At 64.7% G+C, this 23,881-nt stretch carries 21 protein-coding genes and 1 pseudogene; 14 read left to right on the forward strand and 8 right to left on the reverse strand.

Translation table 11 applies throughout. From position 1 onward, the window contains the following. The first annotated feature begins 1 nt into the window (after position 1). From QTL98_RS06390 to QTL98_RS06410, 5 genes are all read left to right on the forward strand, one after another. Positions 2-1,006 carry an ABC transporter ATP-binding protein gene (locus QTL98_RS06390; protein ID WP_445681389.1) on the forward strand — a complete coding sequence of 335 codons (1,005 nt, stop codon included), beginning with the start codon at positions 2-4 and terminating at the stop codon, positions 1,004-1,006. Further along, complete coding sequence (locus QTL98_RS06395) at positions 1,006-1,800, forward strand: L-iditol 2-dehydrogenase (protein ID WP_445681390.1); 795 nt, start codon at positions 1,006-1,008, stop codon at positions 1,798-1,800. The genes QTL98_RS06390 and QTL98_RS06395 overlap by 1 nt, the downstream gene beginning before the upstream one ends. A 101-nt stretch (positions 1,801-1,901) precedes the next feature. Beyond that, entirely contained in the window at positions 1,902-2,675 is a 774-nt protein-coding gene (locus QTL98_RS06400) for an SDR family NAD(P)-dependent oxidoreductase (RefSeq protein ID WP_445681391.1), read from the forward strand. A gap of 206 nt (positions 2,676-2,881) precedes the next feature. Then, entirely contained in the window at positions 2,882-4,522 is a 1,641-nt protein-coding gene (locus tag QTL98_RS06405; protein WP_445682096.1) for an FGGY-family carbohydrate kinase, read from the forward strand. Between the two features lie 723 nt (positions 4,523-5,245). Continuing rightward, positions 5,246-6,196: a bile acid:sodium symporter family protein gene (locus tag QTL98_RS06410; RefSeq protein WP_445682097.1), complete on the forward strand. Its 951-nt coding sequence runs from the start codon at positions 5,246-5,248 to the stop codon at positions 6,194-6,196. Positions 6,197-6,462: 266 nt separating this feature from the next. Here QTL98_RS06410 and QTL98_RS06415 read toward each other — a convergent pair whose 3' ends face one another. Together QTL98_RS06415 and QTL98_RS06420 are read right to left on the reverse strand one after the other, a co-directional pair. After that, complete coding sequence (locus tag QTL98_RS06415; RefSeq protein ID WP_445681392.1) at positions 6,463-6,666, reverse strand: heavy-metal-associated domain-containing protein; 204 nt, start codon at positions 6,664-6,666, stop codon at positions 6,463-6,465. 102 nt (positions 6,667-6,768) lie between these two features. Then, entirely contained in the window at positions 6,769-7,590 is an 822-nt protein-coding gene (locus tag QTL98_RS06420; RefSeq protein ID WP_445681393.1) for a TetR/AcrR family transcriptional regulator, read from the reverse strand. A 575-nt stretch (positions 7,591-8,165) separates the two neighbouring features. Here QTL98_RS06420 and QTL98_RS06425 point away from each other — a divergent pair. The 8 genes from QTL98_RS06425 (at position 8,166) to msrQ (ending at position 17,448) form a co-directional block, all read left to right on the forward strand. After that, positions 8,166-9,476 carry an NAD(P)-dependent oxidoreductase gene (locus QTL98_RS06425; RefSeq protein ID WP_445681394.1) on the forward strand — a complete coding sequence of 437 codons (1,311 nt, stop codon included), beginning with the start codon at positions 8,166-8,168 and terminating at the stop codon, positions 9,474-9,476. A gap of 20 nt (positions 9,477-9,496) precedes the next feature. Beyond that, positions 9,497-10,768, forward strand: a complete 1,272-nt coding sequence (gene preA, locus QTL98_RS06430; RefSeq protein WP_445681395.1) for an NAD-dependent dihydropyrimidine dehydrogenase subunit PreA — start codon at positions 9,497-9,499, stop codon at positions 10,766-10,768. Positions 10,769-10,877: 109 nt separating this feature from the next. Then, the gene (locus QTL98_RS06435; RefSeq protein ID WP_445682098.1) at positions 10,878-11,630 is read left to right on the forward strand and encodes an ABC transporter ATP-binding protein; all 753 of its coding nucleotides are present in this window, start codon (positions 10,878-10,880) and stop codon (positions 11,628-11,630) included. Then, positions 11,620-12,543, forward strand: a complete 924-nt coding sequence (locus QTL98_RS06440) for an ABC transporter permease (protein WP_445682099.1) — start codon at positions 11,620-11,622, stop codon at positions 12,541-12,543. The genes QTL98_RS06435 and QTL98_RS06440 overlap by 11 nt, the downstream gene beginning before the upstream one ends. Further along, positions 12,540-13,697, forward strand: a complete 1,158-nt coding sequence (locus QTL98_RS06445; protein ID WP_445681396.1) for an ABC transporter permease — start codon at positions 12,540-12,542, stop codon at positions 13,695-13,697. Before QTL98_RS06440 ends, QTL98_RS06445 begins: the two co-directional genes overlap by 4 nt. A gap of 183 nt (positions 13,698-13,880) precedes the next feature. Further along, on the forward strand, positions 13,881-14,897 hold the full coding sequence (locus QTL98_RS06450; RefSeq protein ID WP_445681397.1) for an ABC transporter substrate-binding protein: 1,017 nt from the start codon (positions 13,881-13,883) through the stop codon (positions 14,895-14,897). A 99-nt stretch (positions 14,898-14,996) separates the two neighbouring features. Next, the gene (hydA, locus tag QTL98_RS06455) at positions 14,997-16,460 is read left to right on the forward strand and encodes a dihydropyrimidinase (RefSeq protein WP_445681398.1); all 1,464 of its coding nucleotides are present in this window, start codon (positions 14,997-14,999) and stop codon (positions 16,458-16,460) included. A 127-nt stretch (positions 16,461-16,587) separates the two neighbouring features. Then, positions 16,588-17,448, forward strand: coding sequence for a protein-methionine-sulfoxide reductase heme-binding subunit MsrQ (gene msrQ, locus QTL98_RS06460; RefSeq protein ID WP_445681399.1), 861 nt, complete (start codon positions 16,588-16,590; stop codon positions 17,446-17,448). A gap of 16 nt (positions 17,449-17,464) precedes the next feature. Here the strand turns inward: msrQ and QTL98_RS06465 are convergent, their stop codons facing one another. The 5 genes and pseudogenes from QTL98_RS06465 to QTL98_RS06485 all read right to left on the reverse strand — a co-directional run bounded on the left by QTL98_RS06465 (position 17,465) and on the right by QTL98_RS06485 (position 21,424). After that, the gene (locus QTL98_RS06465; RefSeq protein WP_445681400.1) at positions 17,465-18,277 is read right to left on the reverse strand and encodes a class II glutamine amidotransferase; all 813 of its coding nucleotides are present in this window, start codon (positions 18,275-18,277) and stop codon (positions 17,465-17,467) included. Between the two features lie 98 nt (positions 18,278-18,375). Continuing rightward, positions 18,376-19,191: a metal ABC transporter permease gene (locus QTL98_RS06470; RefSeq protein ID WP_445681401.1), complete on the reverse strand. Its 816-nt coding sequence runs from the start codon at positions 19,189-19,191 to the stop codon at positions 18,376-18,378. Between the two features lie 55 nt (positions 19,192-19,246). After that, positions 19,247-19,927 (reverse strand): annotated as a pseudogene (locus tag QTL98_RS06475) (ATP-binding cassette domain-containing protein); the annotation flags it as partial. After that, entirely contained in the window at positions 19,924-20,433 is a 510-nt protein-coding gene (locus QTL98_RS06480; RefSeq protein ID WP_445681402.1) for a Fur family transcriptional regulator, read from the reverse strand. The pseudogene QTL98_RS06475 and the gene QTL98_RS06480, both read right to left, overlap by 4 nt. A gap of 118 nt (positions 20,434-20,551) precedes the next feature. Further along, positions 20,552-21,424 (reverse strand): DMT family transporter, encoded by an 873-nt coding sequence (locus QTL98_RS06485; RefSeq protein ID WP_445681403.1) that lies wholly within the window; start codon positions 21,422-21,424, stop codon positions 20,552-20,554. A 266-nt stretch (positions 21,425-21,690) separates the two neighbouring features. On the opposite strand from QTL98_RS06485, the gene QTL98_RS06490 reads away from it, so the two are divergent. Then, positions 21,691-22,872: an MFS transporter gene (locus QTL98_RS06490; protein ID WP_445681404.1), complete on the forward strand. Its 1,182-nt coding sequence runs from the start codon at positions 21,691-21,693 to the stop codon at positions 22,870-22,872. 12 nt (positions 22,873-22,884) lie between these two features. On the opposite strand, the gene QTL98_RS06495 is transcribed toward QTL98_RS06490, so the two are convergent. Next, entirely contained in the window at positions 22,885-23,856 is a 972-nt protein-coding gene (locus QTL98_RS06495) for a zinc ABC transporter substrate-binding protein (protein ID WP_445681405.1), read from the reverse strand. Positions 23,857-23,881: the final 25 nt, after the last annotated feature.

Consider the following 23,881-nt stretch of genomic DNA (forward strand, 5'->3'; position numbering starts at 1 on the left):
AATGGGTAGCATTCAGCTCAAGGGTGTCACCAAGACCTTCGGAAATACCTCCGTCATTCCCCATGTCGATCTCTCGGTGGAGGATGGCAGCTTCGTGGTGTTCGTCGGGCCTTCGGGTTGCGGCAAGTCCACCCTGCTGCGTCTCATCGCCGGCCTTGAGGATACGAGCGGCGGCGAAATCCTGATCGACGGCCGTAACGTGGTGAACGAGGGGCCGGCAAAACGCGGTCTCTCCATGGTCTTCCAGTCTTACGCGCTCTATCCGCATATGAGCGTGCGCAACAATATCGGTTTCGGCCTCAAGATGGCCGGCCTGCCGAAAAGCGAGATCGCGGCTAAGGTCGAGCATGCCGCCGGCATCCTCAACCTCACGCCCTATCTGGAGCGCAAGCCGCGCGAGCTTTCCGGCGGCCAGCGCCAGCGTGTCGCCATCGGCCGTGCCATCGTGCGCGAGCCCAAGGCCTTCCTCTTCGACGAGCCGCTCTCCAACCTCGATGCCGCGCTGCGCGTGCAGATGCGCCTTGAAATCGCGCGCCTGCAAAAGTCGCTCGGCACCACGGCCATCTATGTGACGCACGATCAGGTCGAGGCCATGACCATGGCCGACAAGATCGTGGTGCTGAATGCCGGCCGCGTGGAGCAGGTGGGCTCGCCGATCGATCTTTATGAGCGGCCCGACAATCTCTTTGTTGCCGGCTTCATCGGCAGCCCGAAGATGAACCTCATCGAAGGCCCGATTGCCGCCGGGCTTGGGGCAAAAACCATCGGCGCCCGTCCGGAGCACATCACCGTCACCACCGATGGCACCGGCACCTGGCAGGGCACCATCTCGGTGGCCGAGCATCTGGGCAGCGATACCTTCCTTTATGTGGATGTGCCCAATGCTGGCACGGTGACCGTGCGCACCCAGGGCGAGCTGGGTCTCAAGGCCGGCATCACTGTCGGCCTCACGCCCGACCCGGCGCGCATCCACCGCTTCGACAACGCCGGCAAGGCCATCCGTTGATGGCCGGCCCGGGGCATGGCGGCGGCAAGCTGGCCGGCAGGTCAGCCATCGTTACCGGCGGTGCCAGTGGCATCGGCGAGGCGATCGTGCGCCGCTATGTTGCCGAGGGCGCCCGGGTCGCCATTGCGGATATCGACAGCCGTGCGGCGGAAGATTTGTCGTCGGAACTGGGCGATGCCACTTTCGCCTTCAAGCTGGATGTGACGGAGCCGGCTTCCATCTCCGCCATGGTGGGGGCGGTGGCCGCCCGCTTTGGCGGCATCGACATTCTCGTCAACAATGCCGCCATCTTCGATATGGCCCCGGTGCTGGATGTGACGCGCGAGAGTTTTGACCGGCTGTTTGCCGTCAATGTGCGCGGGCTCTTCTTCACCCTGCAGGCGGTTGCCCGCCACATGGTGGAGCAGGGCAGGGGCGGCAAGATCATCAACATGGCCTCTCAGGCCGGCCGCCGGGGCGAGGCCCTGGTTTCCGCCTATTGCGCCACCAAGGCCGCCGTCATCAGCCTCACCCAGTCGGCCGGGCTCGATCTCATCAAGCACCGCATCAATGTCAACGGCATCGCCCCCGGCGTGGTCGACACCCCCATGTGGGACCAGGTCGACGCGCTCTTTGCCCGCTTTGAAAATCGCCCGCTGGGCGAGAAGAAGCGCCTTGTCGGGGAAGCGGTTCCTTTCGGCCGCATGGGCCGGCCGGATGACCATGCCGGTGCTGCAACCTTTCTGGCCTCGGCGGATGCCGATTTCGTCGTGGCCCAGACCCTCAATGTCGATGGCGGCAACTGGATGAGCTGACCCCCACTCCTCCGGAAAGGCCTGAGGCATGCGTCCCCCGCATCCGAAGGCCGCCGGCCATCGACATCCCGTTTCAACCAAGTAACCCCGTGAGAAGCATCATGTATCTCGATAAGTTCAAGGTCACCGGTCGTACCGCGCTCGTTACCGGCGGTGGCCGCGCCATTGGCCTCGCTTGTGTCGAGGCGCTGGCAGAGGCCGGCGCGAAGGTCATCATCGCCGACTACGACGCCAAAACCGCCGAGGAAGGCCGCGATGCGATGAAGGCCAAGGGTTATGACGTCGACATCACCCTGATGGACGTCACCAACCCCACCCGCGTGACCGAAGTGGCCGACGAGACCGTGCGCAAGTACGGCAAGATCGACATTCTGGTGAACAATGCCGGCATCGCCCGCAGCGAAACCCCGGCCGAGACCGTCACCGACGAGCACTGGCTGAACGTTATCGACGTCAACCTCAACGGTACCTTCTGGTGCTGCCGCGCTTTCGGCAACCACATGCTGAAGGCAAAGACCGGCTCCATCGTCAATATCGGCTCCATGTCCGGCTTCATCGTCAACAAGCCGCAGGAGCAGAGCTACTACAACGCCTCCAAGGCGGCCGTGCATCACCTCACCAAGTCGCTGGCGGCCGAGTGGGGCGCCCGCGGCGTGCGTGTCAACGCCGTCGCCCCGACCTACATCGCCACGCCGCTCAACGAGTTCGTGAAGAGCAAGCCGGAGATGTACAACGCCTGGATCGGCGGCACGCCGATGGCGCGCCTCGGTGAAGTGGAGGAGATCGCCTCCGTCACCCTGTTCCTCGCCTCCGATGCCGCCAGCCTGATGACCGGCTCCATCGTGCTGGTCGATGGCGGTTACACCTGCTGGTAAGGCAGGCCCCCTTTTACGGATGACGTAACCCGGGCTGGCAGGGTGCGAGGCGCCTGGGGGCAGGCGTCTCCCTTGCCGGGCAGAAGGCAGGGCCGTGTTTGGGCGGTCCTGCCTTTCTGCCATCATGGCCCCGCCTTGTTTGCTGCATTAGATGAAAGCCGGTCGCTTCAGGCAGGCCGGTGAGGGAGAAGAACCACATGGCCGCCCTGCAGAAGCTTTTCATCGGCATCGATGTCGGCACCGGCAGCGCCCGCGCGGGCGTGTTCGATGCCAGCGGCAAATTGCTGGCGAGCGCCAAGCACGATATCCGGATCTGGCACGAAGCCGGCGAGGTGGTGGAGCAAAGCTCCAATGACATCTGGCGCGCCTGCGCCCTGAGCGTGCGGGCCGCGATGGCCGAGGCTGGCGCCTCGGCTGACGCGGTCGCCGGCATCGGCTTTGACGCGACCTGCTCCCTCGTTGCCCTGACCGCTTCCGGCGCCCCCGTCTCCGTCAGCCCCTCGGGCGATCCCGAGCGCAACATCATCGTCTGGATGGATCATCGCGCCGGGGCGGAAACGCGGGCGATCAATTCAACGCACCATGAGGTGCTGAACTATGTCGGTGGCATCATCTCCCCGGAGATGGAGACGCCCAAGCTGCTCTGGCTCAAGAAGAACCTGCCCGCCAGCTACCATGCCGCCGGCCTCTTCTTCGACCTTGCCGATTACCTCACCTGGCGCGCGACGGGCAGCGAGGCCCGCTCCATCTGCACCGTTGCCAGCAAGTGGACCTATCTGGCGCATGAGCAAAAGTGGCGGGATGATTATTTTGCGCTGATCGGCATTCCGGAGCTGACGGCGGATAATTACCGCCGCATCGGCAATGAAATTGTCGAGCCGGGCAGGGCGCTGGCCAAGGGCCTGAGCGCTGACGCGGCAAAGGAGCTTGGCCTTGTTCCCGGCACCCCTGTCGGTGCTTCGCTCATCGATGCCCATGCCGGCGCTGTCGGCACCGTTGGCGGCGCGGACCCGGCCGGCACGCCGGCGGGCGCCAGCGATGGGCGTTTTGCCTATATCATGGGAACCTCGGCCTGCATTCTCGCCACCACGCCGGCCCCGGCTTTTGTCGATGGTGTGTGGGGGCCCTATTTCTCCGCTCTCGTGCCCGGCCTCTGGCTTAATGAAGGCGGCCAGTCCGCCGCCGGCGCCGCCATCGATCATCTCCTGCGCCTGCACCCGGCCCATGCCGCCATGACGCAGGAAGCCAAGGCCGCCGGCACCAGCCTGCTCGGCTGGCTGGAAAAGCGCATCACCGCCCGCGCCAATGGCAATCTCTCCGAAGCCGCGCTGCGCGCCGGCCATCTGCATGTGGTGCCGGAATTCCTCGGCAACCGCGCCCCGCTGGCTGATCCCGATTGCCGGGCCATCATTTCCGGCCTTGGGCTTGAAGACAGCGTCGAGAGCCTGGAAATCCTTTATCTCGCCGGTCTCAGCGGCCTCGGTTATGGCGCGGGCGCCGTCGTTGCGGCGCTCAACGCCAAGGGCGTCGATTGCCGCACCATGGTGATGAGCGGCGGTGCCAGCCGCTCTGCCCTAGTGCGCCGAGTGATGGCGGATGCCACCGGCCTCACCATTGCTCTCTCCGATAGCGACGAGCCGGTACTCGCCGGCGCCGCCATGCTCGGCGCCGTCGCCGCCGGCAGTTATACCAGCCTGCCCGAAGCCATGCAGGCCATGTCCCGCCTGCAATCACTGACCGCGCCGGAAGGCGGCAAGATCGCCGACTTCCACAAGGCCAAGAACGGCATCTATCTCAGCCTGCAGAAGGTGGGCATTGAGGCGCGGGAGTTGATGGCGGCGGTTTAAGTGCTGGTTGCCCAGACCCGTTCAAAGAGCCACACTGCATTCTCCTAAACAGGGGAGGCGCCTGTCATGCGGATTTCGGTGGAAGAGGCCGAAGATCGGCTTGAGGAACTCGTGCAACGCGCCGAAGCGGGGGAGGAGATCCTTCTTACCCTTAAGGAAAACGTTACTGTTCGCTTCGAACCCGTTCAACGGCGGGACATAAAATCTCGCGGGACTGTTGCTGAGGGATGACGGTGGCCGGGCCGCTTTCCGTTCGTAGTGCCAAGGCTCTGGATCTGGCTCGGCGACTGGCTCGCCGCGAAGGCTGCTCAATGCGATCAGTCGTGGAACGGGCGCTGGAATTCTATGAGCTTTCGCTCGGGGTTAGAGAGCCAGCAGCCGATTTTTACGCCCGTCTTTCCCGATCTATCGACGCAGAGTTTGATCCGAGTGCCCTTTTAGGGTCGCGCGTTCCTCATAAAGGGCTGGAGCTCTGACGCCACTGGATCCAGGACATCTCCCATACACCAAAGTATGATTGCCGCCACACTGGCAGGCGGTAATCATTCTGACAGGCGGAATGACCGCTTTTGTGAGGGCTCGTCTCCCGGCAAAGGGGAGGGGTCTGGTGTCCGGGCGTCTGGCTGACTATCGTCCGGTCGCCGTAATTTGTTCTGAAGGCCCCCGATCTTGCGCAAGAAGTTCCGTCTGCCGGTTGACGGCTATCTGCTCCTCATCGTCTCGATGGTCGCCCTTGCTGCCCTGTTCCCGGTTGAGGGGCAGAGCGCCGATGTCGCGGGCATCCTGACCAAGATCGCCATCGGCCTTGTGTTTTTCCTGCATGGCGCGCGCCTCTCGCCGAAGGCGGCGATCGATGGTGCCCGGCACTGGCGCCTGCATCTGCTGGTGCTGCTCTCTACCTTCGCGCTGTTCCCCGTGCTGGGGCTGATGGCGGGTGTGCTGGTGCCAAGTGTGCTGGCGCCGCAGCTTTATACCGGCCTGCTCTTCCTCTGCACGCTGCCCTCCACCGTGCAGTCTTCCATCGGCTTCACCTCGATTGCGCGCGGCAATATCCCCGCCGCCATCTGCAGTGCCTCCGCCTCCAACCTCATCGGTATCGCGCTGACGCCGCTGCTGGTCGGGCTCATTCTGCATACGTCCGGCGGCGGCATCTCGGCCAAGGCGGTGTGGGATATCGTGCTGCAGCTTCTCGTGCCCTTCGTGGCCGGGCAGGTGCTGCGCCCGCTCATCGGCACCTGGGCGGGCAAGAACAAGAAGCTGCTGGGCTATGTGGATCGCGGCTCCATCCTGCTGGTTGTCTATGTCGCCTTCTCTGAAGGTGTCGTCGCCGGCATCTGGCACCAGATCGGCCCGGCTGACCTTGCCGCCGTGCTCATCCTCAACGCCGTGCTGCTGGCGCTGGTCATCGTCATCACCACGGTGCTGAGCCGCCGTTTCGGCTTCTCCAAGGAAGACGAGATTGCCATCGTCTTCTGCGGCTCCAAGAAGAGCCTCGCTAGCGGCCTGCCGATGGCAAGCGTGCTGTTTGCCGGCCCCACCGTCGGCCTCATCGTGCTGCCGCTGATGCTTTTCCATCAGATGCAGCTGATGGTCTGCGCCTGGCTTGCCCGTAAATATGCCGCCCGGCCGGAAGAACCCGGTCTGGATGCGGAGGCTGCTACCAGCAAGGCGTAAGGCCCAAGGCTTAAGGCAGGGGCACCCTTCCGGCTGGACAATCGGCGATTTAGGTTTAATATCCTAAATCGCCGATTGTGATGTCAGGGGAGGGCGCGATGTCGCCGAAGCTGCCTGCCGCCGTACGAGATCCGGGAAGCTCAAGGCAGGCAGCGCGTACCCCTCAAAATGTTGGCATTTGTTGTTATTCGTCGGGTTTTGGTGCCGTTCGAAGCCATCAAAAGCCTACAATCACCAGCCGGGCATCCGGCAGGTTGTTTTTCCTGTCAGGCGGGCAGGCTCGTCGCCTCGTAACCGGCCTTGCCCATGGCCGCGGCCAGGGTGTCGGTGGCGGCAGTGCTTTCCACGCTCACCAGCTGGTCCACCAGATCGATGCTCACCTTCGCTGCCGGGTCCACGGCGCGGATGGCCTTTTCGATGGTGCCGGCACAATGGGCGCAGCTCATGTCGGGAACGGTAAAGCGGGTCATGGTTCCACTCCTTGGGCAAATGGTCAGGTAAAGGAGGGCGCCCGGGAGCGCCTGCTGGAAGTGATCCTCCACCCTCCAGCCACTGGAAGGTCAAGCCCCGTTTCAGCCGGCCTTGACGGAGCCCGCCGGCGGGGTGGCGATGCCGTCGAGCACGAGGCTCACGATGCTGTCGCTGGCGCGGGCGATATCGGCTTCTTCGAGCTTTTCCTTGCCTTCCACCAGGCAGATCTGCGCGGCAAAGTCCGCCCAGTGCTGGGTGGCGGCCCAGATGGTGTAGAAGAGCGTGCGCGGGTCGATGGGGCGCAGCTCGCCGCGCGATATCCAGGTCTCGATCACCTGCTGCTTGGCTTCCATCCATGGAATGAGTGTGGCGCGCACCATGCCGGCCACCGCTTCGCCGCCGGCAAGGATTTCGTTTGCCCACACCTTGGAAGCATGGGGACGCTCCAGCGAGACGCGCATCTTGCCGCGGATATAGGCGGAAAGCCCCTCGCGGGCGCTATTCCCGGCGCGAATGTCGTCTGCCTGGCCCAGCCATGTTTCAAGGATATCCAGCAGCACCTGCTCATAAAGCGCCTGCTTGGTGCTGAAGTAATAAAGCAGGTTGGCCTTGGGCAGGCCGGCGCGTTTGGCGATAGCCGCCACCCGCGTGCCGTGAAAGCCGTAGGAGGCAAATTCCTGCTCGGCGGCTTCCAGCACCTTTTCCGCCGCCCGCCGTCCGGCGGCGCGGCGCGCGGGCTGGCCGGCGTCGGTGTCGGCGCCAGCGGGGAGGCCGCTGGCGGCAGCGGGGGGCACTTCCTGTGCGGCCGCGCCTTCGGGCGCAGGTGTCATCAGCGAGGTCATGGTCACGCCTTCATCCCATCGCCCGGCAAGGCTGGCAAGGGGCGGGTAATGTTTTGCCCGTCTGGCCCGGCTGCGGAGCAAGAATCCCTATTTACAGAACGCCGGGTGAGGCATACGCTCCCCCAAGTTGACCGTTTGGTCAAGTTGCGAGGAGCCGCGATCCGGACCGGTCACCAGCCGCCGGATAAAATGACGGTAACCGCGACAGGGAGTTGTCGTCCCCCGGGCGTCCATTGGCAAAAACCAGGGCGAGGGGGCAGGGAATGTTGCAAGGCACACTACCGTCCGGTCGCCCAGGCGCTGGCGCGAGAGATGTTGACGCGAAGACCGCTCCCGGCAAGGCAGCCCGCCGCGCCGGAAACCCGGTTTTGCGCCCGATGACCCGCGCCTTTGTTTCCATGGGCGGCCAGCCAGACGAAGAACGGATTTCAAGGGCAGTGCGCTCCCGCTGAGGGGCGCGCTGACGGCGGGGTTTTGCCTGTCTTCATCGAAAAGGATGGGGGCAGGCGGGGCGAAAGCCGGATGAACAGCAGACAAGAAGCACCGCCTGAAAACAGGCGGGCACGAGCAGGAGACTTGACGATGAGACCAGCCAGCTTCGGCACATGCCGCGCGAAGCGCCTTTCGGCCCCCTCCTTGCCGAAGGGAGGCCGCGCATGAACGAGATTTCTCCCGCCCGCCTCAGCTCCGGTGAGCTGGCCGAGAATTTCAGCGATGCCCATCCGCGCCTCAATCCGCAGCAGGCGCTCGTCGCCTCGGATCGCTGTTATTTCTGTTATGACGCGCCCTGCGTGAAGGCCTGCCCCACCTCCATCGATATCCCGAGCTTCATCCGCAAGATTTCCACCGGAAATCTCGTCGGGTCGGCCAGCGATATCCTTGAGGCCAACATCATGGGCGGCATGTGCTCGCGCGTGTGCCCCACCGAGATCCTGTGCGAGGACGCCTGCGTGCGTAACCTCAACGAGCACGCCCCGGTCGATATCGGCGCGCTCCAGCGTTTCGCCACCGATCATCTGTTCGAGGCCGGCATCCAGCTTTTCGAGCGCAAGGCGCCGACAGGCCGCAAGGTCGCCGTTGTCGGCGGTGGCCCGGCCGGCCTTTCCTGCGCCCATGCGCTGGCGGTCGAAGGGCATGATGTCACGGTATTCGAGGCGCGCGAGAAACTCGGCGGCCTTAATGAATATGGCATCGCCGCCTACAAGGTGCCGAACAACTTCGCCCAGCGCGAGGTGGACTACATCCTTGCCGTCGGCGGCATCACGGTGAAGACCGGCCTGGCGCTGGGCAAGGATATCCAGCTTGCCGATCTGCGCCGCGACTTCGATGCCGTGTTTCTCGGCCTCGGCCTCGGCGCCGTGCGCTCGCTCGGCATTGGCGATGAAAGCCTGAAGGGCGTTGAGCCGGCCGTCGATTTCATCGCCCGCCTGCGTCAGGCGGATGATCTGGCCGCCATCCCGGTCGGCGCCCGCGTCATCGTCATCGGTGGTGGCAACACCGCCATCGATGCCGCCACCCAGGCCAAGAAGCTGGGTGCGGACGAGGTGACGCTGGTTTATCGCCGCGGCGCGGAGAATATGAGCGCCACGACGGTGGAGCAGGACTGGGCCAAGACCAATGGCGTGCGCATCCGTTATTGGTCGAAGCCGGTTGCCATTGAAAGTGCGGGCGGCGCCGTCACCGGCATGGTGTTCGAGCGCTCCGACACCGGGGCCCGCTTCACCCTTGCCGCCGACATGGTGCTGACGGCCATCGGCCAGGTGCTGGCCCCGCCCTCGCTCGGGGCGGGCGACGTGCTGGAGATGACCGCCAGCGGCCGCTTTGCTGTCGATGACAATCAGGCCACCAGCCTTGCCGGCGTTTATGCCGGCGGGGACTGCGTGGGCAATGGCAAGGATTTGACTGTCGCCGCCGTCGAGGACGGCAAGATCGCCGCACGCGCCATCCATGCGCGTCTTACGGCTTGATCGGCAGGAGGAAGAGAAAAATGGCTGACATTCGCGGTAACTTCGCCGGCATCAAATCCCCGAACCCGTTCTGGCTCGCCTCGGCGCCGCCGACCGACAAATACATCAACTGCCGCCGCGCCTATGAGGCCGGCTGGGGCGGTGTGGTGTGGAAGACGCTGGGCGAGGACCCGCCCGTGGTCAACGTCTCCTCGCGTTACGGCGCCTGGCATGACGGTAACCGCCGCCTGATGGGCCTCAACAATATCGAGCTCATCACCGACCGCCCGCTGGATATCAACCTGCAGGAGATCAAGCAGCTCAAGAGCGAGTTCCCCGACCGGGCGCTCATCGTCTCGCTGATGGTCCCGTGCGAGGAAGAGTCCTGGAAGCGCATCCTGCCGCTGGTGGAAGCCACCGGCGCCGATGGCATCGAGCTGAATTTCGGCTGCCCGCACGGCATGTCCGAGCGCGGCATGGGCGCCGCCGTCGGTCAGGTGCCGGAATATGTCGAGATGGTCACGCGCTGGTGCAAGCAGCACTCGCGCATGCCCGTCATCGTCAAGCTCACCCCCAACATCACCAACGTGCTGAACCCGGCGCGGGCGGCGGTGAAGGGCGGGGCGGATGCCGTCTCCCTCATCAACACCATCAACTCCATCATGGGCATCAATCTCGATGTCATGGCGCCGGAACCGGTGGTGGATGGCAAGGGCACCCATGGCGGTTATTGCGGCCCCGCGGTCAAGCCCATCGCCCTCAACATGGTGGCGGAAATTGCCCGCACGGCTGACACCCGCCACATCCCCATTTCGGGAATCGGCGGCATCACCACCTGGCGCGATGCGGTGGAATTCATGGTTCTGGGCGCCGGCAACGTGCAGGTCTGCACCGCCGCCATGACCTATGGCTTCCGCATCGTCGAGGAGATGATCGACGGTCTTTCCCAGTTCATGGACCAGCGCGGCTTCGCCACGCTCGATGATTTCCGCGGTATGGCGATCCCCAACGTCACCGACTGGAACCAGCTCAACCTCAAATATGTCAGCAAGGCCCGCATCAACCAGGATCTCTGCATCCAGTGCGGCCGTTGCCACATCGCCTGCGAGGACACCTCGCATCAGGCCATCACCGCGGAAAAAGACGGCAAACGCTTCTTCGAGGTTGTGGACAGCGAGTGCGTAGGCTGCAACCTTTGTGCCCATGTCTGCCCGGTTCCGGAATGCATCACCATGGTGCAGACCGATGCCGGCACCGAGTACCAGAACTGGACCTCCCACCCCAACAATCCGATGCGGGTGGCGGCCGAATAACATGGGGCCAGTTTTAGACAGGGAGCGGGGGAGCTTGGCGTTGGGGGATGTAAAGCCTGCGGCGGCGGCAGGAGCGGCAAGTGCTGTTCCTGCTGTCGAAATCCGCGACATGTCTCTGGTCTATCAGGGGGCGGACCAGCCGGTTACCGCCCTGCAGGACATCAATCTCACGATTGAGCGGGGGGCCTTCGTTTCCTTCATCGGCCCTTCGGGCTGCGGCAAGACCACGCTCATGCGCGCGGTGGCGGACCTTGAGCACCCGACCAGCGGTTCGCTGCTGGTCAACGGGGTGACGCCCGAGGCCGCCCGGCTCGACCGCGCCTATGGTTATGTCTTCCAGGCCCCGGCCCTTTACCCCTGGCGGCGGATCGAGGCGAATGTGCGCCTGCCGCTGGAGGTGATGGGGTTCGACAAGGCCGAACATGCCGAGCGGGCAAAACGTTACCTGAAGCTGGTGGGGCTCGAAGGGTTCGAGCGCAAGTTCCCCTGGCAGCTTTCCGGCGGCATGCAGCAGCGTGCCTCCATCGCCCGCGCGCTCTGTTTCGAGCCCGAGCTTCTGCTGATGGACGAGCCCTTCGGCGCGCTCGATGAAATTACCCGTGACCGGCTGAATGAAGAGCTGCTGCGCCTGTGGCGCACCACGCGCAAGACGGTCATCTTCGTCACCCACTCCATCGCGGAAGCGGCGTTCCTGTCGTCAAAGATCGTGGTCATGAGCGCGCGGCCCGGCCGTATCGTGAAGATCATCGATAATGACGCCCCGCCCGAGCGCACGCTCGACTGGCGCGAGAGCCCCCAGTTCCTCGATGTCGCGCATCAGCTGCGCGAAGCCCTTAATGAGGGGCATGCGCATGACATCTGAGGCGCTGATGGCCCCGCCGGCAGCGCCCGGCCTTTTTAGGCGGCTCGCGGCGGGCCGTGTTTTTCCTGTGCTCGCCATCGTGGCGGCCATCATCGTGATCTGGCTGGCCGGGGCTATCTGGCTCAATGCGCCGCAGATCGAGGATGCCTACCAGCGCGCCGGCCAGCCGCTGGATTTTGCCACGCTGGTGCATGAGGGCTGGAATGCCAAGCGGCCGGTGCTGCCCTCGCCCCAGCAGGTGGTCACGGATCTGTGGAACTCGCTGACCCTCAGCCCCACCAGCAAGCGCAGCCTCGTCTATCACGCCACCATCACCGGCTCGGCCGCACTCTCCGGTTTTGCGCTGGGCTCGCTGCTCGGCATCGTGCTGGCCATCGCCATCGTGCATGTGCGCCGGCTTGATCTCAGCCTCATGCCCTGGGTCATCACCTCGCAGACAATCCCCATTCTCGCCATCGCGCCGATGATCGTGGTGGTGCTGGGCAATCTCGGCCTTACGGGGCTTATCCCCAAGGCCATCATCTCCATGTATCTCTGCTTCTTCCCGGTCACCATTGGCCTCGTCAAAGGCCTGCGCTCGCCCGATCCGTTGCAGATGGATTTGATGCGCACCTATTCGGCTTCCAGCCGGCAGGTGCTCACCAAGCTGCGCTGGCCGGCGGCGCTGCCCTATCTTTTTGCCGGGCTCAAGGTTGCCATCGCCATCTCGCTCGTCGGCGCCATCGTGGGCGAGCTGCCCACCGGCGCGCAAGCAGGCCTCGGCTCGCGCCTGCTGGCCGGCTCCTATTTCGGGCAGACGGTGCAAATCTGGTCCGCGCTCTTTGTCGCCTCCTTCCTTGGCACCGCGCTTGTCGCGCTGGTGGGGCTGGCGGAATGGATGGTGCGCCGCTCTATGGGGGGGCGCCTTACATGAGCATGGTCTCCTCCAAGGAAGTGCTGGCCGCTCCCACGCTGGTCCGCCCGGCGGCGGGCTCCGTGCTCGCGCTGCTCTTCTATCTTTTTGCCCTCGTCGCGCCGCTCGCCACGCATGAGCCCGTGCCAACGGCGGCCAGTGTCGGCCTGCTTATCGCCGGGCTTTGTGCCTTCGGCTGCACGCTGGTAACGGGCCCGCTTTGCGCCGGGCTCGGTTCGGGCGGCTGGGTGGTGGCCTCGCTCGCGCTGCTGCCGGCCAGTATTGCGTCGGCCGGCCTTGGCCTCGGGGCCGGGGCGCTGTGGCTTGCGCTCATCGGTGCGGCCATCCAGGGCTGGACGGCAATGGGCGCTATCTCCCGCCTCAAGCTGGAGGGGCGCACGCTCACCGGCCGGCTGCTGCGCCTTGCCATCCCGGCCATGTTCGGCCTTGGCCTGCTCGTCGCCTGGCAGGTGCTGGTCATCGGCTTTGCCGTGCCGCAGATCCTGCTGCCCTCGCCGGGGCAGATCTTCGCAGCGCTGGTCTCCCATGCTTCCATCCTGCTCGCCGACTTCCAGCAAACGGTGCTGAAGTCAGTGATCGCGGGTTACATCATGGGCTGCGGGGCGGGCTTCGTGCTGGCACTGCTGGCAGACCGGTTCGATTTCCTGCGCCGGGGGCTGCTGCCGCTCGGCAATCTCGTCAGCGCCATTCCCATCGTCGGTATCGCGCCGATCATGGTGATGTGGTTCGGTTTCGGCTGGCAGTCCAAGGCGGCCGTCGTGGTTATCATGACGGTCTTTCCGATGCTGGTGTCCTCGCTTGCCGGCTTTGCCGCCGTTGACCGCATGCATGCCGACCTTATGACCAGCTATGGCGCACGTGGCTCGCAGAGTTTCCTGAAGCTCGTCCTACCCGGCGCGATGCCGCACATCTTCAACGCACTGAAGCTCAATTCCACGCTCGCCCTCATCGGCGCCATCGTGGCCGAGTTCTTCGGCACGCCCATCGTCGGCATGGGCTTTCGTATTTCAACCGAAGTGGCGCGCATGAATGTCGATGTGGTCTGGGCCACCATCGTCGTTGCCGCGCTTACCGGGTCGGCTTTTTACGGGCTGCTGGCGATTGCCGAGCGGCTCATCACGTTCTGGCATCCGTCGCATCGCGGCGGGCACTGACGAGAAGGAGGGGAGGGGTACCGGACACAGTGCCAGGGTAAGCGTCACCAAAAGCGACTATCGAAAAAGGCGGGGGCCGACACCGGAAAATCGGGCGTCCCCGGCAAAAGAGAGCAGCCCCGGCGGCTATCCCGCCCCGGGGTAACGATGAAAACCGAACAGAATGGACGGGAGCTCCACGATATGAAGAACCGCTCGCTTGCTACGCTCGCTACGACCGCGCTGGTCTCCGCCGCGGCCGCCCTTTCCGCATCCGGCGCCGAGGCTGCCGATGCCATCACCCTGCAGCTGAAATGGGTCACCCAGGCCCAGTTCGCCGGTTATTACGTCGCCCAGGACAAGGGCTTCTACAAGGATGCCGGCCTCGACGTGACCATCAAGGCCGGTGGGCCGGACATCAACCCGAGCCAGGTGATCGCCGCCGGCGGCGCCGATGTGGTGGTTGACTGGATGCCGTCCGCTCTCGCCACCCGCGAAAAGGGCGTGCCGCTCGTCAACATCGCCCAGATGTTCCAGCGCTCGGGCATGGAGCTTACCTGCCGCAACGACAGCGGCGTTACCGCGACCAAGGATTTCCCCGGCCATACGCTGGGCGTCTGGTTCGGCGGCAACGAGTATCCGTTCCTCAGCTGGATGTCGAAGCTCGGCTATTCCACCGATGGCGGCGCCAAGGGCGTCACCGTGCTGAAGCAGGGCTTCAACGTCGATCCGATCCTGCAGAAGCAGGCGGCCTGCGTCTCCACCATGACCTACAACGAGTACTGGCAGGTCATCGATGGCGGCCTGAAGCCGGAAGAGTTGACGGTGTTCAAATATTCCGACGAAGGCGTCGCCACGCTGGAAGACGGCCTCTACACCCTCGGGCCCTCGCTCAAGGATCCGAAGATGGTCGACAAGCTCGCCCGCTTCGTGAAGGCCTCGATCAAGGGCTGGGAATACGCCATCAAGAACCAGCCGGAAGCGGTCAAGATCGTGCTCGATAACGATGCCAGCGGTGCCCAGACCGAAGAGCATCAGACCAAGATGATGAGCGAGATCGCCAAGCTGTTCGAGGGCGGCGCCAAGGGCACCGGCTATCTCGACGAGAAGGCAGCCGACCAGACGGTCAGCATCCTGCTCTCGGGCACGTCCGACCCGGTCATCTCCAAGAAGCCGGAAGGCGCCTGGACCCATGAGGTCTGGGACAAGGCGGCGATGTAATCAGCCTTAAGGGCTGTTGTTGACGGCCCTTCCGCTGCCCCTGGCCTTGTGCCCGCGAGCGGAAGGGCCCTTTTACCGAAGAAGAGAAGGGCGAAGATCATGTCCCTGTTGATCCGTGGCGGCACCGTGGTGAATGCCGACCAGAGCTTCCGCGCCGATGTGCTGTGCGAGGGCGACAAGATCGTCGCTGTCGGTCCTGACCTTCAGGCGCCGGCCGGCGCGCGCGTGGTGGAAGCCGGCGGCGCCTATGTGATGCCGGGCGGTATCGACCCCCACACCCACATGCAGCTGCCTTTCATGGGCACGACGGCGAGCGAGGATTTTTTCACCGGCACCGCGGCCGGCATGGCGGGCGGCAATACCCTCATCATCGATTTTGTCATTCCCGGCCCCAATGATGCTCCGCTCGATGCTTTCAAACAGTGGAGCAGCTGGGCCGAGAAGTCGGCGGGTGACTACAGCTTCCACGTTGCCGTCACCAACTGGAACGAGACCATTTCCGAGCAGATGGGCGTGCTGACGCGCGAGCATGGCGTCAACAGCTTCAAGCATTTCATGGCCTACAAGGGCGCGCTGCTGGTCGAGGACGACGTGCTGCTGCAAAGCTTCACGCGCTGCCTTGAGCTGGGCGCCGTGCCGTCGGTCCATGCCGAGAATGGCGAAGTTGTCTATCTGATGCAGAAGTCGCTGCTGGCGGCCGGCATCACCGGGCCGGAAGGCCACCCGCTCTCCCGCCCGTCCTCGATCGAGGCGGAAGCGGCAGGCCGCGCCATCACCATCGCCGGCATGGCGGGTTCGCCCGTCTATATCGTGCATGTTTCTGCCCGCGAGACGGTGGAGGCGATTGCCCGCGCCCGTGCCGGCGGCCAGCGCGTCTATGGCGAAATCCTCGCCCAGCATCTGCTGGTCGATGAAAGCGTCTATTACGACAAGGACTGGAAGAAGGCCGCCGCGCATGTCATGTCGCCGCCCTTCCGTTCGAAAGACCATCAGGAGGCGCTGTGGGCTGCCCTTGCCAGCGGCACCTGCCAGACCACCGCGACCGACCATTGCTGCTTCATGATCGAGCAGAAGCTGATGGGTAAGGATAATTTCACCGGCATTCCCAACGGCACCGCCGGCATCGAGGACCGCATGGCTGTGCTCTGGTCCGAAGGCGTGCGCAAGGGCCGCCTGACGCCGAACGAGTTCGTGGCCGTCACTTCCGCCAACTGCGCCAAGATCTTCAACATCTACCCGCAGCGCGGCGTTATCCAGCCGGGCGCGGATGCCGCCCTCGTGGTCTGGGACCCGGAGGCCTCGCGCACCATCAGCGCAAAGACCCATCACCAGAAGGTCGACTACAACGTCTATGAGGGGCTGACCGTTACTGGCATTCCGGCGGTCACCGTCTCGGGTGGCAAGGTCGTCTATGAGAAGGGCGAGCTGAAGGTGGAGAAGGGGGCCGGCAAGTACATCAAGCGCCCGACCTTCCCCTCCGTCGTCACCGCCCAGACCCTGCGCAACACCCTGACCGCCCCCAAGGGCGTGAAACGCGAGCCGGTAGCAGCGGTAACGCCGTAAGCCAAATCCCTCCCCACAGGGTGGGGAGGGAACTTTGCCTCACGTCAATGTGAGCTTCTGTTTGATGTCAGGCGCCGCCGGGCGCACTAAGTAGGAAGGCAGAACAGAACTTCTCCCGGAGCCATTCATGGCCGCTAGTTCCTGGTCCTTGCCCTGGCTTGAGCGCAATGGCCGCTTTTCGCCCTTCAAGGGTGCCGTCTTCATCGGCACGTTGCTGCCCGGCTTCTGGATCGCCGGCCACTGGGCGCTCGATATGCTGGGCCCCAAGCCCGTTACCGAAGCCATTCATGAAACCGGCCAGTGGGCGATCCGCCTGCTTTTGATCTCGCTTGCCATCACCCCGCTGCGCCGGGTGCTGCAATGGCCGCGCCTTATCGTCCTGCGCCGCATGATTGGTGTTTCGGTGCTGGCCTATGTGCTGGCGCATCTGACGCTCTATGCACTCGACAACCATTTCGATCTCGCCTTCGTCGCCTCCGAGATCGTGCTGCGCATCTATCTGACCATCGGTTTCGTCGCGCTGCTCGGCCTTGCCGTGCTGGGCGCGACCTCGACCGACAGCGCGCTGCGCAAGCTCGGCAAACGCTGGCAGCCGCTGCACCGCATCGTCTATGGCATTGCCGTGCTCGGCATCCTGCATTTCTTCATGCAGTCCAAGATTGACGTGACCGAGGCGACCTTGATGGCAGGCCTGTTCTGGCTGTTGATGGGCTGGCGCCTGATGGCGCGCTGGGCAAGCCCGCCCGGCTTCTTTTTGCTGGTGGGCCTTGCTGTGGTCGGCGCGGCGCTGACGGTGCTGACGGAAGCGGCCTGGTATTATTTCGCCACCGGCGTGCCCGTCGAACGCGTGCTACTCGCCAATCTCAGCTTCTCCTACTCCATCCGCCCGGTCTGGTGGGTGCTGGGCACGGGGCTGCTCGTGGCGCTGACGCAGCTGGCGCGCAGCCAGTTCGCCCGGCTGCGCGCTGCCCGTCCGGCCCGGGCCTGATCCGGCCTGATCGGGATCAGGAAAAGAGCGGCTTGATATCCAGCTGCTCGGCGCTGGCGACCAGCACATGGCCGTCCGGCACCTGCTGCCAGCCGGCGGTCTCTTCATCCAGCGGTTCGGAGAGCACCAGCACCGCGCCCTTGCCCGGATGCATGCGCACCGTGCAGTCCTCGATGGTGATGCCGGCCCCGCAGGAGAAATAGAGGCTGGGGGATTTGCGGTCGCTGGAATAGCGCACCGCCGTGGTGGTGGTGCCGTCGGTAAAGGCGGCCGTCATGCGGAAGGGTTCGGTCGCGCCGGCCTTCTGCATCAGCTCCATCACCACATCGATGGCGCGGCGGATGGCGTTTGCCGGGTCATTCTCCAGCCCCAGCGACAGGGCGAGCAGATAAAACGCCTCGCTGTCGGTGGTGCCGAGCCGGCGATCATAGAAGGGCGCCGGTACCATCTGGTCCAGCTCGCGCCGGACGGACTGGTAATTGCCGATCTGGCCATTGTGCATGAAGAGCGTGCGCCCGTAGCGGAACGGGTGGCAGTTGTCGCGGCTGGTCGCGGTGCCGGTGGAGGCGCGCACATGGGCAAAGAAGCAGTTCGACTGAATCTGCTCGGCCAGCTCGCGCAGGTTGGCGTCGTTCCAGGCCGGCAGCGTGTCGCGGAACAGACCGGGCCTTGTGCCGGCGCCGTACCAGCCGAGGCCGAAGCCGTCGCCATTGGTGGCGCTTACCGCCTGCCGTGCGTGCAGGCTCTGGGAAATCAGGGAGTTGCAGGGCTTGAACAGCAGCTCATGCATGGAAAGCGCGGGGCCTGAATAGGCGAGCCAGCGACACATCGTGGGGGCGATCCTGACGGTCTAAAACACACTAATTATTAGTGGATAGCAGGCCCTTCCGCCGAGCGCCAGTGCGGCAAAAGATTATCTTCAGGAGGTTAGTCGGCCCGGCCGGGCGGGCGCAAATGCTTCAGCATCCGCACGAGGCTGAGCAGCACGAAGAGCCCGAGCGCGACCACCACGATGGAGGGGCCGGAGGGCGTGTCGAAAAGGAAGGAGCCGTTAAGGCCCAGTACCGCCGCGGCCACCCCCACGATGGCGGCGCCGATGGCCATCACTTCCGGCGAGCGCGCCACCTGCCGTGCGGCGGCGGCCGGGATGATGAGCAGGGAGGTGATGAGCAGGATACCGACGATGCGCATGGAAAGCGCGATGGTGAGCGCGATCAGCAGCATGAAGAGCCCGCGCACGAGGCCGGCTTTGATGCCCTCGGCCCGCGCCAGATCCTCATCCACCGTTACCGCCAGCAGCGGCCGCCAGATGAGAAGGAGCGTTGCGATGATGACAGCCCCACCGGCCCAAAGCGCCGCGAGTTCTCCCCGGCTGACTGACAGCACATCGCCGAAGAGATAGGCCATCAGGTCGATGCGAAGGCCGCTCATCAGGCTGACGACGACCAGCCCGATGGAAAGCGCGCCGTGGGAGAGGATGCCCAGCAGCGTATCCACCGGCAGCGCCCGGCTGCGCTGCAGCAGGATAAGCAGGGCGGCGATGGCAACGGTCACCAGCGTCACGCCGAGTGCCGGGGCAAAGCCGGCAAGAAAACCGAGGCCGACACCCAGCAGCGCCGAGTGCGACATGGTATCGCCGAAATAGGCCATGCGCCGCCACAGCACGAAGCAGCCGAGCGGCCCGGCGATGAGCGCGGTGCCGATGCCGGCTGCAAGCGCCCGGATGAGGAAATCGTCGAACATGGCGGAGGGCTGGCTTTCAGGCGGCGCTTTGCCCGGCGCTATGCGGGTGCAGCGGGCGTGGGCCGAAAAGGGAGATGTAATGGTGGTGGTTCGCCACCTCTTCCGGCGTGCCAGCGCAGCAGAGATGGTTGTGGAGGAAAAGCACCTTGTCGGCCGTCGCCATCACCACATTGAGATCATGCGAGATGAGCAGCACGCCGCAGCCATGGCGGTCACGGATGCCGGCGATCAGGCCATAGAGTGCCTCGGCGCCGGCGACATCGACATTCTGCACCGGCTCGTCCAGCACCAGCAGCTGTGGCTGCGCCACCAGGGCCCGGGCCAGCAGCACGCGCTGAAACTCGCCGCCGGAGAGGCGCTGCACCGGCGCCTTTGCCAGATGCGCAACGCCGGTTTCGGCAAGCGCGGCTTCGATCGCCTGCGGTTTTGCGGGCCGCGTCAGCCGCATCAGCCGCTCAACCGTCATCGGCAGGCTGGCATCGACGGAAACGCGCTGCGGTACATAACCGACACTGAGGCCGCCGCGCCGTTCCACCGCGCCGCGATCCGGCGCGATGAGGCCGAGCGCCACCTTGGCAAGCGTGCTCTTGCCGGCGCCGTTGGGGCCGATGATGGTTACGATCTCGCCGGGGCTGATGTCGATATCGACCCCTTCCAGGATCCAGCGGCCCTGCCGGCGCACCGAGAGGTCGCGCCCCTTTACCAGCGGCGCCGTGTTGCCACCCGTCCCGCTCATGCGCGGGCGGCCTGGCGGCAATCCGGGCAGCGGCCGGTCAGCTCGATCACCGGCGCGTCAACCTCGAAGCCCACCTTCTGGGCGGCGCGGGTCACGGTTTCGGTAATGGCCTCGCTCTCCAGTTCAGCCACCCGGCCGCACTGGCGGCAGATGAGAAACTGCACCGGATGGGTCTCGCCCGGTTCTGCGCAGGCGATAAAGGCGTTGAGGCTCTCCAGCTTGTGCACAAGGCCCATCGACATGAGGAAGTCGAGCGTGCGGTAGACTGTCATTGCGGCCGGGGCGCGTTTGCTGCTGCCTTCGGCTACGCCCGTTTCCTGGGCTCCCATCTCCTGCGCAATGTCATAGGCGCCCATGGCGCGGTGCTGGGCCAGCAGCACGTCCAGCACCTGCCGGCGCAGCGGGGTAAGGCGGGTGCCGCGCTCTTCGCACAGCTTTTCCGCCGCCGCCAGACCGTCCGCCCGGCAATGCCCGTGATCGTGGTTGAGCGCAGGAAAACCGCTCATGGCCGCACCGCTCCGCTGCAGGCCGGAGCAGGGGCCCCGGCAATGTTCTGTTAGAATGTCACATATAGGGGCTTCGGCCCATAAACAGAAGGGCCGGCCGTCGGGAGGGGCGTTCCCGTCAGCTTTCGGTGCTGCGCTGGGCGTAGGACGGGCGGCGGATCACGACGACGGCCACGCCGAGAATGACGAGCAGCCCGCCGCCGAGGCGTGGCAGCGTCAGCGGTTCATTGAGCGTCACATAGGCCAGAAGAACGGAGATGACCGGGGCGATGAGCGTCAGCGGGACAACCTGGTTGATGTCGAACTTCTTGAGCGCCCAGTACCAGACACCGTAGGCAATGAGGCTGGAGGCCAGCACCGTAAAGGCCAGCGAACCCCAGCCCTGCCAGGAGGCGGTTGTGAAGGACGCAATCGCATGCGGCTCAGTCAGGAAAGCCAGAACGAGCAGCGCCGGCGAAGCAACGGCAGCCATCCAGCCATTCAGGGCCATGCCACTGACATCGCCCATCCGTTTGATGATCATATTGGCGATTGCCCAGAAGAAAGCTGCAACGATTATCACGACGGCAGGGTATGGATCGACCAGCAGGGCAGGGTCCCAGAACAGGGCTCCCACGCCGACAAAGGCGACCAGCATGCCGACGCTGCGCCGCCAGCCGAGCTTGTCCTTGAAGACGAAGGCCGCCAGCAGGGAGGAGAAGGGCACGCCAAGCTGCACCAGAATGGCGGCGAGCGAGGCCTGCGTCATCGAGATGCCGTAGATCAGCAGGCCGAAATGGCCGATGCCGAGCACGATGCCAACAAGTGCGGTGCCCAGCCATTTGTCGCGTGGCAGGCGGGCGAAGGGAACGACAATGAGGGCAAGCAGGACAAAGCGCATGCCGGTAAAGAGAACCGGCGGAAATTCCGTCGCGCCGATACGCAGCGAGATGATGTTGATGCCCCACAGCAGCGGCACAAGCAGGGTGATGGCGAAATCGCGCGGCGTCATGGCATCAAAATCCGAAATGGGGCTGCCCGCCGGAACGGGTGCGGGCAGCAGCGCGGCAAGGGGTCGAGCATTCGCGCCCGGGGTTCAACAAAATAGCGGCATTGCTGTCCCGGCCAAGGCGGCAGGCGGCATTTTGGCAACGCTTGTCACTTTTGTAGATCGATCTAATTGCAAGGGAAAGAGGGCAGGTTTATCGTGCCCGCAATCATGAAGCAGGGGCCGTTTGCGGGCTATGCCGCAACGCCTCCATACCGGTGAGGAAGGTCATGTTGTCGGCCCGTTTGGCGATCAGGGGTGTGTTTTTCCTTCACAGCCTGGCCTTTGCCGGATTTCTCGTGCGTCTGCCGGAAGTGAAGGCCGAGCTTGGCCTCACCGATGCCGATATGGGCCTCTGCCTGCTTGGCGCTCCCGTCGGCATGCTGGTGATGCTGCCCTTTGTCGGTGGCATCGTGACCCGCTTCGGCTCGGCCGTCGTCACCCGTATCGGCATTGTCGCCTTCGCCGCTGCCCTTATCCTGCTGACGCTGGCGGAAGGGCGCTCGTCGCTGACGATGGCGCTCGCCGTTGTCGGTGCCATCGCGGCTCTTGTCGATGTGGCGATGAATGCATCGGCCCATCATGTCGAGGAGCGGGGCGGCGGTGCGCTGATGTCGAGCTGCCACGGTTCCTGGAGCCTGGGGGCCACCGTCGGTGCGCTCGGCGGCAGTCTCATCATCCGGCTTGGGCTTTCCTGGCAGGAACATCAGTGGGTGAGTCTTGTGGTCGTCATCCTCTGCTCGCTGCCGCTCGGTGGCTGGTTGCCGAAGCGGGCGGAAGAAAAGCGCCATGCCGAGGCCGCAGAGGAGAAGCAGGCGGTTTTTGCCCTGCCGCGCCGGGGCCTTATCGGCCTTGCCTTCATGGTGCTGTTCGGCATGGTGCTGGAAGGCGCTGTGGCGGACTGGGGCGCCATCTTCCTGCGTGATGAGCTGCTGGCACCGCCTGCCTATGCCGCCTGGGGGCTTGCCTCCTTCGGTGTGTGGATGGCGGCAACGCGCTTTGCCGGCGATTATCTGGCCGGCCGGCTCTCGGCGCCCTTCACCATCCGCGCAAGCGGCATTATCGCCGGGCTCGGTTTTGCCATCGTGCTGCTGACGCACAGCCCGGTTGTCGCGCTCATTGGCTTTGCGCTGGTGGGCGCCGGGGTGGCGGTTGTGGTGCCCACGGGCTTCCGGGCGGCGGCGCTACGCCCCTTCGGCACGCCGGCCGCCAACATCGCGGCGGTCGCCAGTATTTCCTATATCGGTTTTCTGGTGGGCCCGCCGCTGGTGGGTTTCATCTCCCACTATGTGGGTCTGCGGGGCGCGCTGTGGGTGATGTTCGTCTTCGCCTGCGCTCTCTTCCTGCTGGGGGGGCAGGCTCGCAGTCAGCGCCGGACGGAGCCGGCGGCGTTGCAGCCGGCTGCGGAATAAGCGTCGCCCTGACTAACCGAGGCAGGCGGTAAGGCTTTTCGCCAGCGCCTCATAGAGTTTCGGATAGTAATTTTCATTGACCGGCAGGGTGGCGCCAAGCGGGTCGAGGGTGCCGACCCTGGCCTTGGTACTCTCCGTAATGGTGCGGGCAAGCCTTGGTTCAAACTGGGGCTCGGTAAAAAGGCACGTCACCTGCTGGGCCTCGAAGCGCTTGCGCAGCGCCAGCACGCGGCTTGCCCCCGGCTCCCGGTCGGCAGAGAGGGTGATCGAGCCGACATTGGCGAGGCCGTAATGGCTTGCCAGATACTGGTACCCGTCATGAAAGACGATGAAGGGGTGCGATTTCACCGGCGCCAGTTCCGTGCGCACCTGATCGTCTACAGAGGTCAGCTGCTGGCGCAGCGCAGCGAGGTTACTGGCATAAAGTGCCCGGTTCTCCGGTGCCAGATCCCCCAGCGCATTTGCCACCATCTCCGCCATCGCGCTGACATTGGCGGGGTTCAGCCACAGGTGCGGGTCGGTATGGGCCTCTTCGGTCAGATTGTTCTCCTGCCCGTGATCATGGCCATGGTCGTGATCATGATCGTCATCATCCGGCTCCCATTCATTGCCGGTGTGATAGGGCAGCAGCTGGAGGCCGGGCGCCTTCATTAGTTCCAGCACGCGGGCGTGCTGCGGCAGGGTGGTGAGCGCTTCGCCCAGAAAGGTCTCGAGGCCCGGGCCAACCCACAGGATCAGATCCGCCCGCTGCAGGGCCGAGGCGTCGGACGGTTTCAGCGAATAGACATGCGGCGAGCTGTTACCGTCGACAAGAAGATGCGGCTTGGCCTGCGTTCCCTGCATCAGGGCTGCGGCAATGGCCGCGACCGGCTTGATGGTGGCCACGACCGACGGAGGTGCCGCCAGTGCCTGCGCACTCCACAGCAAGGTCGCAGCGAGGGCGGCAGCGGCAAATCGGGTGGGGCGGGAAGAGAGGCGGGGCATCCGTCAAGGTCCTGGGCAGCGAGGG

The sequence above is a fragment of the Radicibacter daui genome (assembly GCA_030657355.1).
Classification (GTDB): Bacteria; Pseudomonadota; Alphaproteobacteria; order Radicibacterales; family Radicibacteraceae; genus Radicibacter; species Radicibacter daui.